The 14835-nt window shown below is 32.5% G+C and carries 13 protein-coding genes; 4 read left to right on the top strand and 9 right to left on the bottom strand.

Features of this window, described 5'->3' with window-relative positions:
* Positions 1 to 17: 17 nt before the first annotated feature.
* From BR66_RS0111590 to BR66_RS23705, 3 genes are all read left to right on the top strand, one after another.
* On the top strand, positions 18 to 677 hold the full coding sequence (locus tag BR66_RS0111590; protein WP_026883086.1) for an ABC transporter ATP-binding protein: 660 nt from the start codon (positions 18 to 20) through the stop codon (positions 675 to 677).
* 220 nt (positions 678 to 897) lie between these two features.
* Entirely contained in the window at positions 898 to 1464 is a 567-nt protein-coding gene (locus tag BR66_RS0111585) for a TetR/AcrR family transcriptional regulator (protein ID WP_026883085.1), read from the top strand.
* A 278-nt stretch (positions 1465 to 1742) separates the two neighbouring features.
* Positions 1743 to 4319 carry a YhgE/Pip domain-containing protein gene (locus BR66_RS23705; RefSeq protein ID WP_051624208.1) on the top strand — a complete coding sequence of 859 codons (2577 nt, stop codon included), beginning with the start codon at positions 1743 to 1745 and terminating at the stop codon, positions 4317 to 4319.
* 115 nt (positions 4320 to 4434) lie between these two features.
* Here the strand turns inward: BR66_RS23705 and BR66_RS0111575 are convergent, their stop codons facing one another.
* From BR66_RS0111575 to kal, 9 genes are all read right to left on the bottom strand, one after another.
* Positions 4435 to 5607, bottom strand: coding sequence for a PucR family transcriptional regulator (locus tag BR66_RS0111575; RefSeq protein ID WP_026883084.1), 1173 nt, complete (start codon positions 5605 to 5607; stop codon positions 4435 to 4437).
* A gap of 136 nt (positions 5608 to 5743) precedes the next feature.
* Complete coding sequence (gene kamE / locus BR66_RS0111570; RefSeq protein ID WP_026883083.1) at positions 5744 to 6529, bottom strand: lysine 5,6-aminomutase subunit beta; 786 nt, start codon at positions 6527 to 6529, stop codon at positions 5744 to 5746.
* A gap of 21 nt (positions 6530 to 6550) precedes the next feature.
* Positions 6551 to 8110 (bottom strand): lysine 5,6-aminomutase subunit alpha, encoded by a 1560-nt coding sequence (kamD, locus tag BR66_RS0111565; RefSeq protein WP_026883082.1) that lies wholly within the window; start codon positions 8108 to 8110, stop codon positions 6551 to 6553.
* Complete coding sequence (kamC, locus tag BR66_RS0111560; RefSeq protein WP_026883081.1) at positions 8088 to 9569, bottom strand: lysine 5,6-aminomutase reactivase ATPase KamC; 1482 nt, start codon at positions 9567 to 9569, stop codon at positions 8088 to 8090. The genes kamD and kamC overlap by 23 nt, the downstream gene beginning before the upstream one ends.
* A 12-nt stretch (positions 9570 to 9581) precedes the next feature.
* Positions 9582 to 10610, bottom strand: coding sequence for a lysine 5,6-aminomutase reactivase subunit KamB (kamB, locus tag BR66_RS0111555; RefSeq protein ID WP_035796097.1), 1029 nt, complete (start codon positions 10608 to 10610; stop codon positions 9582 to 9584).
* 2 nt (positions 10611 to 10612) lie between these two features.
* The gene (gene kamA / locus BR66_RS23700; RefSeq protein WP_035796093.1) at positions 10613 to 11905 is read right to left on the bottom strand and encodes a lysine 2,3-aminomutase; all 1293 of its coding nucleotides are present in this window, start codon (positions 11903 to 11905) and stop codon (positions 10613 to 10615) included.
* Positions 11906 to 11935: 30 nt separating this feature from the next.
* A complete protein-coding gene (gene kdd / locus BR66_RS0111545; protein WP_278246813.1) occupies positions 11936 to 12970 on the bottom strand; it encodes an L-erythro-3,5-diaminohexanoate dehydrogenase in 1035 nt (344 codons plus the stop codon).
* Positions 12970 to 13797, bottom strand: coding sequence for a 3-keto-5-aminohexanoate cleavage enzyme (gene kce, locus BR66_RS0111540; protein ID WP_026883078.1), 828 nt, complete (start codon positions 13795 to 13797; stop codon positions 12970 to 12972). Before kce ends, kdd begins: the two co-directional genes overlap by 1 nt.
* Before the next feature lie 17 nt (positions 13798 to 13814).
* The gene (gene kal, locus BR66_RS0111535; RefSeq protein ID WP_026883077.1) at positions 13815 to 14201 is read right to left on the bottom strand and encodes a 3-aminobutyryl-CoA ammonia lyase; all 387 of its coding nucleotides are present in this window, start codon (positions 14199 to 14201) and stop codon (positions 13815 to 13817) included.
* A gap of 387 nt (positions 14202 to 14588) precedes the next feature.
* Here kal and BR66_RS0111530 point away from each other — a divergent pair, with 387 nt between their 5' ends.
* A complete protein-coding gene (locus tag BR66_RS0111530; RefSeq protein WP_026883076.1) occupies positions 14589 to 14828 on the top strand; it encodes a hypothetical protein in 240 nt (79 codons plus the stop codon).
* Positions 14829 to 14835 lie beyond the last annotated feature (7 nt).

Genomic DNA, 14835 nt, shown 5'->3' with positions numbered 1-14835 from the left:
GAGTAGGAGTGGATATTGTGATTGCCCTAAAAAACATAAATAAAAGCTATGCAATAGGACGTGAAAAATTTTATGCATTAAAAGATATAAACTTAAAGTTATATTCAGGTGAATTTGTAGCCATAATTGGTCCTTCAGGTTCAGGGAAAACCACCTTAATGAATATAATTGGTTGTCTTGATACTCCAGATAGTGGAGAATATTACATTGATGATGAAAATGTGGCGAAGTTAAATGATAGTAGATTAGCAGAAATCAGGAACTGTAAAATAGGATTTGTATTTCAACGATTTAACTTGCTACCAAGACTTACAGCTTTTGAAAATGTGGAGCTTCCATTAGTGTATAGAGGTTTAAATAACAATGAGAGATACGAAAAAACTATGAAATCTATTGAGATGGTTGGTATCATAGAAAGAATGAAACATAAACCTAGTGAGATGTCAGGAGGTCAGCAACAAAGAACTGCGATTGCAAGAGCAATCGCTGGAGAACCTGAAATAATACTTGCAGATGAGCCCACTGGAAACCTGGACAGTAAGTCTGGAAAAGAGATAATGAATATCTTAACAAGATTAAATAATCAAGGTAAAACGTTGATGCTAATAACTCACGATAAAGAAATGGCAAAATATGCACAACGAATAATAAGAATTAGTGATGGGAAGATTAATTAATATATGAGTTTTACCAAGGAAAAGACTAGCATTATGCTAGTCTTTTTTGAAATGCGTAAAATAACTTTAAAAAACTATTGTTTTATATTATTATAATAGTATAATAATGACTATAAAGCGATATTGTACTGACTGGTCATTATTGTTTTAGGCAAATGGGTTTTGCTATTAGAATAGATGAAATTTAAGAACTACAGTTCAAATTATATGGAGTGATATTATGAACAAAACAAAAAATGCCATTTTTGAAGCTGCAATAAAGATTTTTTCAAATAGGGGTTATACAGGTGCTACCATGGATGAAATTGCCATAAGTGCTGGTGTGGCTAAAGGTACCTTATATTATCATTTTAAAAGTAAAGAAGAGATTTTCAAATATATTGTTTCAGAAGGAATGAATATTATAAGGGAACAAATAGATACAGTTACAAAAGTTGAAGAGGGTCCTGTTGAAAAATTAAGAGCTATCTGCAAAGTTCAACTTGGGATGGTATATAACAATAGAGATTTTTTTAAGGTTGTAATGAGCCAACTGTGGGGCCAAGAACTTAGGCAGTCAGAGCTTAGAGCGGCTATAAGAGATTATATCAATCATATAGAGAATTATCTTAAAGAGGCTATTAAAGTAGGCTATATAAAGGAAGCAGAAACTTCCTTTATGGCATATACATTTTTTGGAACCATGTGCTCTGCTGCCGTATTTGAGTTAATAAACGGTGAGAACAGTGACGTAGATGAAGTTATCGAGAAAGTAATGTCGTATATTTTACATGGTTTAAGTGTTTAATGTAAACATTTAGATACAATAAAAAGTTATAACTGATGATGCCTAAAGCAAACATGCATATATAATTAGAATACATTTCAAACAGGTCTTTTCTGTGAGTGTATATCAATTATGTGCATGTTTTTTTTATATAAATACAAAAATTACAAATATGATATACAAACTATTGACATATAGTTAAAAAAGAGTTTTAATATAACTGACCAGTCAGTTTATATTTCTTATAATATCAATTTCATTGTTTTTGTATGACTAAAAATAATTATAGAGGTGGATTTATGAATTTTCTTAGAATAGCTTGGAGAGATTTTAAGAGCATGTTAACTAACAGAATTGTTAGAGTATCTGTTATAGGTATTATTGTGATACCCCTGCTGTATAGTTTGCTTTACCTTGCAGCGTTTTGGGATCCATACAGCAGACTACAGGATATGCCTGTAGCGGTAGTAAATCTTGATAAAGGCGGTGAAAAAGACGCCGAATCAGTGAATTATGGGAAAAACTTAGTTAATAAGCTTAAGGAAGATAAGCAATTAGGTTGGAGATTTGTAACTAAGGATGAAGCTGACAAAGGTGTTAAGGGAAGTAAATATTATGCAGAATTTATCATCCCAGAAAATTTTTCCAATGAAGTACTAAGTGCAAAAAATGGGAAACCAGTGCAAGCTAATATTACCTTTTCTGCTAATGAAAAAAGGAATTTTTTAGCAGCACAGATTAATGGAAAAGTTGAGGTACAATTAAAAGCAACTATAGTAAAAACTATTACTAACGAATATGCAACTCAAACATTTGATAGTCTTTATGAAGTTAAAGATGGATTTACTAAGGCAGCAAAAGGAAGTAGTGATCTTAAAGATGGACTAGGTTCTGCTAAAGATGGAGGAGATCAACTTAAAGATGGTATTGGTCAAATCAAAAATAAAATTCCAGATTTAGCAAATGGGATTCAAAAATTATCTGATGGATCAGTTGCTTTAGAAAATGGGGTGGATACCACTGCTGTTGATTCAACTGGTAGTCCTACAGGATTAAAGAGTGGAGTTAATCAACTTAATTCGGGTATTGGAACTATTAATAGTGGGCTTGCGGGTCTAAACACAGCGGTAAATGTGGGAACTAATGGACAACCAAGTTTAAATAGTGGAATAACTTCTTTGTACAATGGAATAACAAAGCAGTTAGCACCAGGAGTGTCTACACTAAACACAGCGGTAAATGCGGGCACTAATGGACAAGCGAGTTTAGTTGCTGGGATAACATTATTAAATAATGGAATAACACAACAATTAGCACCAGGAGTGTCTACACTAAACACAGCGGTAAATGTGGGAACTAATGGACAACCAAGTTTAGTTGCAGGTATAACATCAGTAGATGCCGCAGTAAGTGGAGGAACAAATAATATTTCCAATACATTAGAAAGTGATGCTTCGCTAACAAATAAATTAAAGTCTTTGCAAGAAGAGTATGTAAGTACTACGGATGCAACTCAAAAGAATAATGATTTAACACAAATAATGGCACTAATACCGAGCGTTGATGCAATGACAACAGGTTTAAACAACGCAGTAAACGTAAATACTGATGCTACTCATCCTAGCTTAAAAACGGCTATAGCTTCAATAGATAATGGAATAACAAATTCCAAAACAGGCTTAGCTGTGGGCGTAGGAACATTAAATGCGTCAGTAAATGCAGGAACAACTAAACAGCCAAGTTTAGTTTCAGGAGTTACATCAATATTTAAGGGAATAACAGATTCTAAAACGGGCTTAGCTGTAGGTGTAGGAACATTAAATGCATCAGTAAATGCAGGAACAACTAAACAGCCAAGTTTAGTTTCAGGAGTAACTTCCATATATAATGGAATAACAAATCCAGATCCTAATAAAGGATTAGCAGCAGGAATTACAGCATTAAAGGCTGGTGGAAGTAAGCTTTATAGTGGGTCAAATAGTTTAGTTTCAGGTGTAAATACCTTATCAGATGGTACTGTGCAATTAAAGAATGGGTTAGGTACTTTGAACGGTAGTGTACCTCAGTTAGCTGATGGAACAAATAAATTGTATGATGGTTCAAGTACACTGTCTGACGGTATGAACAAGCTGTATGATGGTTCAGGTACACTTTATACTGGCTTAAACGATGGTTCAGTAAAATTAAATAAAAATCTTATAAACAGTAGCAAAGCCATGGGTGCATTTATTTCAGATCCATTAAGTATAAAGGAACAACCTGTAAATCCAGTTAAAAATTACGGTACAGGTTTTGCACCATACTTTATACCACTTTCATTATGGGTAGGAGCTCTTATGATGTTCTTTGTTATAACTGATAAAGTGGATGATGATATAAGTGCAAGCTCATTATCATTAGTTGCAGGGAAGTATATATCCTATGGTTTTATAGGTACACTACAAGCACTACTTGTAAGTACAGTAGTTTTAACCTTGGGATTACATCCTACTAATATAGTGCTATATTATGTATTTAACATATTTATGTCCTTTACTTTTATAGCCATAATTCAATGTCTTGTATTCTTGCTAGGGCAAGTAGGAAGGGCACTGGCAATAGTGCTATTAATTCTTCAATTAACTGCATGTGCAGGTACATTCCCATTAGAGGTTGTACCAAAGTTATTTAAAGTTCTAAATCCATTTATGCCATTTACCTATTGTGTATCTGCACTTAGAGAAGTAATCTCAGCAACATCAGTAGATTATGGATTACTAGCTAAAGACTTAACAGTTCTAGGGTGTATTTTAGCAGCAGCTTTAGTTATATCTGTATTGTTCAAGGGCCATGCAGATAAAGTGAAAGCAGCAATACATTCAAATAATGAAATGTAAAATATTTTCTATATAAAATATGGCTGCAATTAGTTTGTGTAAACCAATCTATTTGCAGCCATATTTTTATTGGATTTTCTGTTTAGGTAGAAGATGGTCATTAACTTTTCACTGGCTAGGTGCAGTGTTCATAAATAAATATTGCCATTGAAAAAATCATTCTAGAATAATGACTTTTAAAGTTTATATTGCAGAGTTCACTTATTTTGTCTAGTCTATTTTTTAATGTATGTCTATGTATAAATAATTTGCTACAAGTCTCAGCAGTGCTACATTCATTAATTAAATAGAGATTAAGTGTTTCAAGGTAAGAGCTTTTATGTAAAGCATCATAGTCCAGAACAGGACCTAATGTTTCATAGGCAAATTTAAGATCCTGGTCACTGTGATGCAATATCTCAAACATTTTAAACAACTCTATATCTTCAAATGAGCAAATGCCCTTCAAGCCACCAAGTTTCATTAATATTTGCTGGCTCGCCAGTGCATCATTAAACGAAACTATTAAGTTATTAACGCTAATTAAAACACTGGTACCGATTAAAAAAGTCATATTAAATTCTTTAGATAAGTTTGTAAGTATTTTTGAAAGATCAAAATATAGATTTTTAAGGGAAAAATCATGATTTAAGGAAACTATATATAATATCTTTTTACCTGACAATTCTATTTTTGTGGTGCAGTTTATACTAGAAAAATAAGCTTTTATTTTATCTACGCTTTTTACAACAATATCATTTGTCACTATATTTTTATCATTAGAGGAAATGGTAAGTAAAAAAAGGTGCATTGGATAAAGTGTTTCGGTATTTAGCATTTTATTTGTACCATTAGAAATATCTTTCAAAATTACCTCGAGTTTGTTTTTAAGGTTTACAAAATCCGAATCACCATTTAGGTTAAGTTGTAGATTTATGTTATCAATCAAAGTTCGGGTTATGTATGAAAAAGTGAGAGTTTGTGGCAAATTAATTACAGGGAAATTATATTTATTTGCAGCATCTATAATATATTTTGGGATTTCAGATATGTAGTATCCAGTTTGTATAGCAAGTCCAGCAAGGCCCTTGGCTTTAAGTCTTAAAATTATATCTTTATAAAGTTTTTCATTATCCATTTCATAACCAGTTGTGATTAAAAGTTCTCCTTTTTGAAGAGAATCTAAAGCGTCTAATATTTCCATTAGATTTATCCACAACAGCTCATTATCACTGCCATCTATTCCAGCTACAATTGTTGCACCTTCAAGAAGGTTATTTTCTATAATATTTCGAACAAGAAAGGCCAAGGTATTATCCCCCTTAATTAAGGCATATGAAAGAAAATAGACTAGCATACTGACTAGCTATTTTTTTGAAGATGCCTATAGTGATTACTGATATTATATATTAATTATACAAAAAAATAAAGGGAGGCACCGCTCCCTAGAAATGTCTATTAACCATTTCAGTAACTGCAAAAGTTGCCACATCATCTGCAAATTTCCCAGGACCAAAACCAGCATCATATCCAAGTTCTTTTGCTAGCCTTTGAGTTATTCTTGCGCCTCCACATATAAGGACAAATTTATCTCTCAGGTTTTCAGCTTCAAGAAGCTCAACTAAATTTGTTAGGTTTTTAATGTGAACATCTTTTTGAGTTACTGTTTGAGAAACTAAAAGTACATCTGCGTTTAATTCAAGAGCTTTTTTTATAAAGTCTTCATTTTCAACTTGGCTTCCAAGATTATAGGCTTCAATCATAGCATAACGTTCAATTCCATAATGACCAGCATAACCCTTCATGTTCATTATTGCATCTATACCAACAGTATGGGCATCTGTTCCCGTGCTTGCACCAACTATAATGACTTTCCGTTTTATATTAGTTCTAATATACTCATCTGTTTCAGCCATGGTCATAGCACTGGCATCTTGAGTCTTGATATTTATAGAAGTATAATCTACGCTGCAATTAAGGCTTCCATACACAATATAAAAAGTGAAATCTTTATCTAGTTTCTTGTGGCAAACTACATCTGGAGACGTAAGGCCCATTTTTTCCCCTAGAAGTCTAGCTGCTTCTGTAGATCTCTCAGAATCTTCTAGGGGAAGTGTAAAACTAACTTGCACTTTGCCATCATTCATAGTGTCACCATAAGGTTTAACAGATTTTAATTGGAGTGTTTTATCAAATTCTTTTTTTTCCAGAGAATATAATCCACCGCTCATAATAACCTTCCTTTCTATTTGTTATTTCTTAGATGATTCCTTCATTAATTCTAAAAATGGATTAAAATATTCATCATCTTTTACAATAACGCCATCAAGACCTTTACCCATATCTCTTGATCTTTTAATTCCTCCAAAAGCTCCTTTTTCAAGCGTATTAAATAGCCCATCTCTCTCAATATCCATTAAAAGGTTATAGGCTTCATTTAGTACAAAATCTGCTCTCTTTTGGATTAAACCATTCTCTTTAAACTCTATTTCATCACCTAGGTTTTTCATTGAGTTAAACACATAAGAAGCATTTTCAATAGAGAGTGCCCTGTCAGACATAAAAGGGGTATGAAGTGCTTCAGTAAGCATGCCTAAAAGGTGAATCTTTTGGTTTGTCATAACTGATACCATGTTAAATAAGGTGTCTTGGACCTGTCCTTTAAATATATTTCCTGTCATGTATTTTGTTGGAGGCATATATTTTAAAGGAGCCTTAGGAAAGATTTCTCTAGCCATTTGGGCCTGGGATAATTCGTAAACAAAAGCATTTTCCATGTCTGGGTCCATTTCAAATGCATGACCAAGACCCATTTGTTCTTCTTTAAGACCAGCCATAAGTGCAAATTGCTCATTTATAAATTGAGAAGCAAGTACAGTATGAGCTTCTTCAAAGGCGTCAGAAGTAGTCAGATAATTGTCTTCACCTGTGTTTATTATCACTCCTGCATAGCCATTTATAACTCTTGAAAAATATTGATCAACTAAGGTCCTTTTCATGTTTATATCTCTGAAAAGTATACCGTATAGGGCATCATTAAGCATTACATCAAGTCTTTCAAAAGCTCCCATAGCTGCGATTTCACTCATACATAGACCGGAGCAATAATTACAAAGCCTTATATATCTTTTTAGCTTATGACCTACGTCGTCTAGTGCGCTTCTCATTAGTCTAAAATTCTCTTGGGTAGCATAGGTTCCACCAAAGCCTTCAGTAGTGGCGCCATAGGGAACATAATCAAGAAGACTTTGTCCTGTGGTTCTTATTACGGCGATAATATCTGCACCTTGTTTTGCAGCGGCAACAGCTTGGGTTATATCCTCATATATGTTTCCAGTTGCTACAATTACGTATAAATAAGGACCTTCTTTGTCGCCATAAAGTTCTAAAGTCTTATCCCTAATTTCTTTATTATCCTTTATTATTTTTATTGCATTATCAGCTGTTTTTATTGCATTCTGAATTGTATCTATCTCATCTATTGATTTAAACTCAGTAAGATCTATGCGTCCCATGGAAACTTCTTTAGCTATTTCTTCTGGGGTAAGTCCAGTAATTAGCATAGCATTACTTAAATAATAGGCTATACCTTTTGATAGAGCATTTTTACTATAAACATTGTCTACAACAATGTTTGGAAGAGGAACACCGTTTTTATCTACTCCATCAATGCCAAATAGTCTACATATGGTTCTTTCAACTGAAACAGTGGTATGTTTATCTATAAAATTTTGAACTTCTAAAGATATATTATGAGCACAAGCTCTTGCCCTATTTGCTATTTCAAAATTAAGATTCAGTTTGCTTTTCATTTTTTTGCCTCCCTGTATACATTTTCTCAGCAATTTTTATAATTTCGCTATCAATGCCTATAAGTGAACATATATTAAGTGCATCTCTAGGAACTACAGCATTTTTATCCATTTTCTCTAAAGTGTAATCCATAAGGTTATTTATAATTTTAAGATAATTTTCATCCGATGTATAAGAAATTTTAAGGGCAGTAAAATCTATATTTTTAAGCCCTTTTACTTGATAATGTTTTTTTGCAAGGGTGCAAACTCCATCGTAGTGAGTTGTTAACACGGATACCGAAGAAAATTTGTTTAAGTAAGAGACCAAAGCTTTAGTCAAATTACTGCCTTCCACTGGATTAGTCCCTCTTGCAAACTCATCAATTAGTAAGATTCCATTTTCATATTTAAGCTTTTCAAGTGCTTTCTTTACCTGAACTATTTCACTACCAAAACTGCTAAGACCCGTTTGAGGTGAGACAGAATCTTCATATAAAAAATAGATAAAGTCAAAAGGAAAAAATTCAAAAGTTTCAGCAAATGAGAAAAATCCTAGGCTAGCCAGAATGCAATTAAGGGCAATGACGCTTAGAATTACAGTTTTACCACCCATATTTGCACCAGTAATTACAGAACTGCCAAGAGAGACTTCAATGGAGATGGGATAAAAAATCCCGCCACGTTTTGTAACCTCATTTTTTATAATTGGATGAACTCCATTTTTCATCCTTATTGTATTTTTACTCCTAGCAATTGGGCGGCACATGTCATAGTCTATGGCAAGCTTAGCTTTGGAAAATAGAATATCCAGTTTTCCTATGTTTGAAGTGAAATCCAATAATTTCTCTGTATATTTTAAAATTTCCGATGATAACATTTTCCTTATTTTAAATTCTTCTGATTTTTCTTCATTTATCATAGATGCTCTTTCTCTCAAAAGTTCCTTTTGTTTATTTAAATCCTTTTCTTTAAAAAGTAATTTATCTATGGAAGCTTTTTTGATTCGCACTTTTATGAGAAACTGAGAATAGTCATTATAAATATAAAAACTGTTCGTTTCACTTTTATGAGGATTAAGTTTTTTATAAACAGCTGAAAGATCAAATAAAGTAATGCCCGTAAGTAAAAGGTTACTGTTTTCATATATTTGTTTTAATTCCATGGATAGTAAGGTGAAATTTTTGATTTCATAAAGTTCAACCTCATCCAGCACTTCTCCTAGGCTACATTTTGTAAATGTATTTCTAATGTCTCTAAATCTCCCCAATAGATCAGTGAAATTATTATAAAATTTATCATTTCTAACCTTTGTAATACATTTTTCTACGTTATCATATTCAGTGCTAAGGGTATTTATATCTGTAATTTGTTTTAGGTTATAGATTAGGCTATGTCCGAAAACAGTAGAAATACACATGCTATCCAATACATTAAAGAAACCAATCTTTTCTAAACTTTTTTTATCTAAATCTATCATATAAATCACATCCTATTGCTGATTTAAAACATTAAAAACAGGGATATTTATGCTACGTTTTAATCTAGATTCAATAGCTTTATAGTCTAAGGAATATCCAGAGATAGACTTTGGATTTATGCTTATACCAATTATATTTATTTTCTTTAAGCACTGAAATTGTCCACCCTTATCTAGAAATCTAGAATAACTGCCCATATCTAAAAATAATTTTGTACCATCCTCAATTATAAATATCACATTACTCACATTGAACTGTGAATTTAATATATCTATGAAAAGTGAATTTGTAATAGCGCCTTTTATAAAAACATATCTTAAGTCATCACTGAAATTGGATATGATTTCCTTTGAAGAACCTAGGTTGGTTTTTGCTTTACTCTTTATTATTTTATTTTTATATACAAAGAGGAGCCTGGCTTGCTCCATATTATTTTTATAAAGCTCTTTGGTTTTATCCTCAGCTTCTGGTAGAGAATAGAAACATATTAATTTTAAAGTTTCGTTTACAAGAGTATTAGTGTTCTCAGAGAATGCAGCTCCAATGCATAAGATTGAGGCATCAGTAATAAGTGGATCTGCAAAGGTTTTTCGTGAAAGAGCACCATCCACAAGGCTTAAATTAGCACCATATTTCTCCATGGCACATATAACTTTTTTTGTTCCATTTTTAGTGGAAGCACCAGATATCTGTGCAAAACCTGGGCTTACACTCTTTGCAATTATTATGGAGCCAAGAGGCGTATTTATATCTAATACTTCTAGTATTTCAAAAGTGACATCACTTAGAAGTAGGCTAGTTTTTGCCGAAGCAACTAGGGTTCCTTTATCAATGTATATCTTTGGTTTATTAGTTCCATATATAGTATCCTTATCTTCACCATCCATGCCTATAGAGGTAATGCCAAGGGTTATATTTTTTAAAGTTCTTATAAGGAAGTTTAGAGTAGTTGTTTTACCAGTATTTTTTTCAAGTCCTATAATGGATAAAGTATTATAGCTATATACTTTGTTAATAAGATCAGTTAATACTTTAGACATCGTCATGCTTTTACGGTTTTAGGATTAAGCTCAGGCTCGCCAGAAAAACATTTTTCTCTAGATTTTCTTTCAGAATTTCCAGATTCAATAGTAATATTTTCTCCATTTAAAAGGCCAGAAACTCCAATTTTGTGAACCTTTTTTCGTCCAGTACATACATCACAGTGACAATCTGGATTATAATTTTTAGGTTCTTGGTATGAGGTTATAACTCCTTCAAAGTTCCTAAGGATGATTTTATCATTACTTTGACTTATTACGTAATTTGGCATTATAGGTATTTTTCCACCACCACCGGGAGCATCCACTACAAAGGTTGGAACACAGTATCCTGACGTATGACCACGAAGACCTTCAATAATTTCTACGCCTTTAGATACAGAAGTTCTAAAATGACTAAGTCCCATGGAAAGATCACATTGATATATATAATATGGTCTAACTCTTATCATAACTAGTTCGTTTACTAATTTTTTCATTACATGGACGCAATCATTAACACCTTTTAACAAAACGGATTGATTTCCAAGGGGAATGCCAGCATCAGCTAATTTTTCGCAGGCTTTTTTTGATTCTTCTGTGATTTCATTTGGGTGATTAAAATGTGTGTTTAACCAAATTGGATGATATTTTTTTAGCATATTTACAAGATCATCAGTTATTCTTTGAGGCATAACAACAGGAACTCTTGAACCTATTCGAATTATTTCTACATGGGGAATTTCTCTCAGCCTTTTTATTATATATTCCAAGTTTTCGTCGCTAATTAAAAGGGCGTCGCCTCCAGAGAGAAGAACATCACGTATAGAAGGATTTAAGGCAATATATTCAATACATTTTTCAATTTGAGCCATGGGAAGACATTTATCTTTGGTGCCTGCAAATCTTCTACGAGTACAATGTCTACAATACATTGCACATTGATCAGTTATAAGTAATAATACTCTGTCAGGATATCTGTGAGTTAAACCAGGTACAGGGGAATCACCATCTTCGTGAAGGGGATCTAAAAGATCTGCACTGGATATATTTAATTCATCTATGGTAGGAACCGCCTGCTTTCTTATAGGATCATGTTTATCATTAGCATCTATTAATGATAAATAATATGGGGTTATGGCCATTCTGAACTTGCCAAGACATTTTTTTGCACCATCCTCTTCTTCTTTTGTAAGATTTAGATATTTTTTAAGCTGGTCGATATCTTCTATTCTGTTTTTTAGTTGCCATTTCCAATCGTTCCAATCGCTTAACGGTACATCTTTAAATAGTTCATAACGCTTGCCACTAATCATTACAATAATCTCCTTTCACAAAAAATTGGGTTAAGCATATCTTGTTTCAAAAATCTTTCGAAGTATGCTGGATTCACGAAGTTCATCCAGGGCAATTTGTGCATGACCCTTTGTATAGCCATTTCCAATATAGAGTTTTATATCTTTACTAACACCTTCAGCACCAAGAGCAGCTCTAGTAAAACTTGTAGCCATTGAGAAAAAATAAGCGATGCCCTCATCTCTTACAGGTAGAATAGTGGACATTTCAGTATTAGTAACATTTACGCAATTAATTGCAATATCGTATTCTTTTCCACCACTAGCAAAAAGAGCACTATCTAAGACTTTTATGGAATTTGTAGCATCGGCTAAAATAACTTCATCACAAAATCCTGTTTTAATTAGATCTTCTTTGTCTTTTTCAAAGGCAACAAGTCCAACAACTTTCCCAGTTTTGCCAGCTCTTTTTTTAGCTTCATAGGAGCATAAAATTCCAGATTTACCGAAGGCTCCTAGAATAAGCACATTGTCACCTTCAGTTACAAGCTTTGATACCTGAGCTGGTGCACCAGCCACATCTAGTACTGCAAGAGCAAGATTTTCACTTAAATCGCTAGGAAGTTTAATGCATTTACCGCTTTCAAAGAGAATAGCTTTTCCTTCTATTTCTACTCTGTCAATGTCCTTATAAATAGCGGTGATTTTTTCTATTTTTAAAGGAGTTAGTGACAATGATACTAAGGTAGCTATTTTGTCTCCAACTTTAAGATCACTTCTTCCTATTAAATCCGAACCAATTTCTTCTATTGTTCCAATAAGCATTCCACCTGAACCTGTAACGGGATTTTGCATTTTACCACTTTTATTTACAATATCCATAATAGTAGTCTTAATTATTTCTAAATCCCCATGAGCAGCTTTTTCCATTTGTGAAAAGCTTGCAGAATCTATATTAAGAGCTTGAACCTTAATTAGAATTTCATTGCTAGTTATATTCATATCATTTGATATTTTAAGAGCAGCCTGTGGAAGTGTACCTTTAGGTACTATAACTCTATGAATACCATATTTAGATGATTTCATCAGTTTTCCTCCTTGATATTTAAAATTTTTCTTGCCTCATTTGGAGTAGCAATATTTCTTCCAAGAATATTTGCAATATGAACAACTTTTTTAACCATATCAGCATTTGAACTTGCCAGAATACCTCGCTTTATATAAAGATTATCTTCAAAACCTACACGCACGTGTCCGCCACTAGCTATAGCAATTGTTGCCATATTAAACTGGTGCCTGCCTATACCAGTTACAGTATAAACTGAATCAAAAGGGATACTTCCAACTAAGAAAGCTAAATCTCTTAGGCTTGCATTTATTCCACCAGGTACCCCTAAAACAAAATTAAATTTAAGAGGTGATTTTAAAGTTCCATTTTTGAGAAGCCTTAAAGCAGTATCAATCATTCCCTTATCAAAAACTTCTATTTCAGGTTTTATATTTAGTTGCTGCATTTTTTCAGCAAAATATATAATGGTGTTTTGTGTATTTAAAAATATTTCATCTTTTCCAAAATTTAATGTTCCGCAATCCAGAGTTGCAATTTCAGGTTTTAATTTTAGAGGGCTTAATCTTTCATCATTACTCATGCCTACAGCACCACCGGTAGATGGCTGAATAATTACATCTTTGCAACACTCTTTAATACCATCAATACATTTTTTAAATATATGATAATCCTGGGTAGGAGTGCCATCATTTTCTCTTACGTGTAGATGGATTATGCTGGCACCTGCTTTATAGGCTAGATTAGCCTCATTTATAATTTCATCCACGGTATAAGGAACATTTGGATTTTGATTCTTAGTTACCTCGGCACCACATATTGCTGCTGTAATAATTAAATTTTCCACATTTTTGGCCTCCAAGATTATTTTTTTCTTTGTTTATCTTTTGGGACAACACAAGTGCCTTTTGCTTTACAAACAACAATAGCCTTATTTAAAAGATCAGCAGCAGAATCGTTAATGTCAGGTCTTGGTGATACGATTTTTCTTGCCTCAAATGTCATGGTTCGAGAAGTATTTCCTGATTTTACGATTTGTCCACTAGCTTCTATGAAATCACCAGCAAAAACAGGTGCTATGAATTCAATACTTTCATAAGCTTTAAAAAGCCCCTCATCTCCATCATATTCAATTAAAAGCTCTGTTGCTATATCACCGAATAGAGCAAGTATTCTTGCTCCATCTACTAAATTTCCACCATAGTGAGCATCACTAGAACTCATTCTTAGCCTTATAATCGATTGGTACAAATTTAAAACCCCCTATAATTTAAATAAAATCAATATATATGTATAATATGATAAAAAAACAGAATGTTTATTATCATATTAATAAATAATCGCTATTTTAATTATAATTTATTTCAAAATTTCATTCAATGAACCAAATGTACGTAATTAACAGATAAATATGGACATAGTGTCCATATTGAAAGGAATTATATAAAAGTGTAGATGAGACAGTAGGAGAAATCGCTTTTAAGCAGTAAAAGAGCAACACAATAAGTCCTATAATAAACAGTAATTATAAGATTAAATAAAAAGGATATATATCAATACGTAAATATTCGTTGAAAACTGGTATATTGAGGAATATAATGTATTTATAATTAGGATTTACGAGGGGATGAATTTTATATGGAGGATAATGTACATAAAACAATATATGAAACGTATATAGATAAGATAAATGAACACATAGAAGACAAAGAAATTTATGAAAGTGCGATTTATCAATGTAATGCACTTGAAAAAACAATGTCATTAAGTCAACAACTATTGTTTCTAGAACTAGAAAAATCTGTTGAAACTATTAAGAATATTCAGTTAGAACATATATATAAAATTGGATTTGAAGATGGTAAAAATGCTAAATAATATTTAC

It is taken from the genome of Clostridium akagii DSM 12554 (assembly GCF_000686725.1).
GTDB classification, from domain to species: Bacteria; Bacillota; Clostridia; order Clostridiales; family Clostridiaceae; genus Clostridium_I; species Clostridium_I akagii.
This window is presented reverse-complemented; position numbering and strand designations above follow the sequence as displayed.